Source organism: Pseudomonas typographi (genome assembly GCF_014694385.1).
GTDB lineage: Bacteria > Pseudomonadota > Gammaproteobacteria > Pseudomonadales > Pseudomonadaceae > Aquipseudomonas > Aquipseudomonas typographi.
On sequence record NZ_JAAOCA010000097.1, the window covers coordinates 1 to 1,066 of the forward strand.

Below are 1,066 nucleotides of genomic sequence, written 5' to 3' on the forward strand. Positions count from 1 at the left end.
GGTGTTGAGCAATGCCGAAACCTATAAAGCCCAAGTGTTCAAGATACTCGACCCCGCCAAGACGGAGGTCGCCTTCAACTCCACGTGGATGGACCAGATGGGCCCGGCGGACTTCATTCGCCTGACGTCCCAGTACACGGTGGCGCGCATGCTCGAGCGCGATGACTTCCAGAAGCGTTACAGCAGTAATCAGCCGATCGCTATTCACGAATTCCTTTACCCGCTGGTACAGGGTTATGACTCCGTGGCACTCAAGGCAGACGTCGAGCTGGGCGGCACCGACCAGAAATTCAACCTGCTGATGGGGCGCGAGCTGCAGCGTGCCTATGGTCAGCCAGCGCAGAACATCCTCACCATGCCATTGCTCGAGGGGCTGGATGGCGTTAAGAAAATGTCCAAGTCGCTGGGCAACTATGTAGGCATCCAGGAAGCACCCGGGGTGATGTTCAACAAGCTGGTATCGATGCCCGACAGTTTGATGTGGCGTTATTTCGAGTTGCTCAGCTTCCGCTCGCTTGAGGAAATCGACGCGCTGAAGGCCGATGTCGTTGCCGGTGCCAACCCGCGAGACATCAAGATTCTGTTGGCCGAGGAAATCATCGAGCGTTTCCATGGTAAGGAGGCCGCCGAGTCGGCCCATCGCGCAGCCGGCAATCGTATGAAAGACGGCGAGTTGCCTGAAGACTTACCTGAGGTGGATATCACCGCTGCGGCCGCGCTGCCGATCAGCGCCGTGCTCAATAAGGCCGGGCTGGTCAAAAACTCCGCCGCGGCGCGCGACCTGCTGGCGGCAGGCGGTGTGAAAGTGGACGGCGAAGTGGTCGATCGCGACTTCGTTATCCAGTTGGGCGGGGTGCACGTGGTGCAGGCCGGTAAAAAGGCTTTTGCGCGTGTATCGCTAAAGGCTGAATGATTTTGGTAAAAGCTCCTTGACGCTAAGTTCCAACCCCCTATAATGCGCACCACTTCCAGCGACAACGGAACACGAAACACTTTGTTTATCAAGGGGTTAGGGTTTTCGGAATGCGGGAAGTGGTTTCAGTCCCCGGATTGAATGCGGTGAAAA

General features: G+C 57.0%; 1 protein-coding gene. It reads left to right on the forward strand.

Features of this window, described 5'->3' with window-relative positions:
- Positions 1-913: tyrosine--tRNA ligase (tyrS, locus tag HAQ05_RS27800; RefSeq protein WP_190427585.1), on the forward strand; the 913-nt coding region annotated here is incomplete at its 5' end.
- Positions 914-1,066 lie beyond the last annotated feature (153 nt).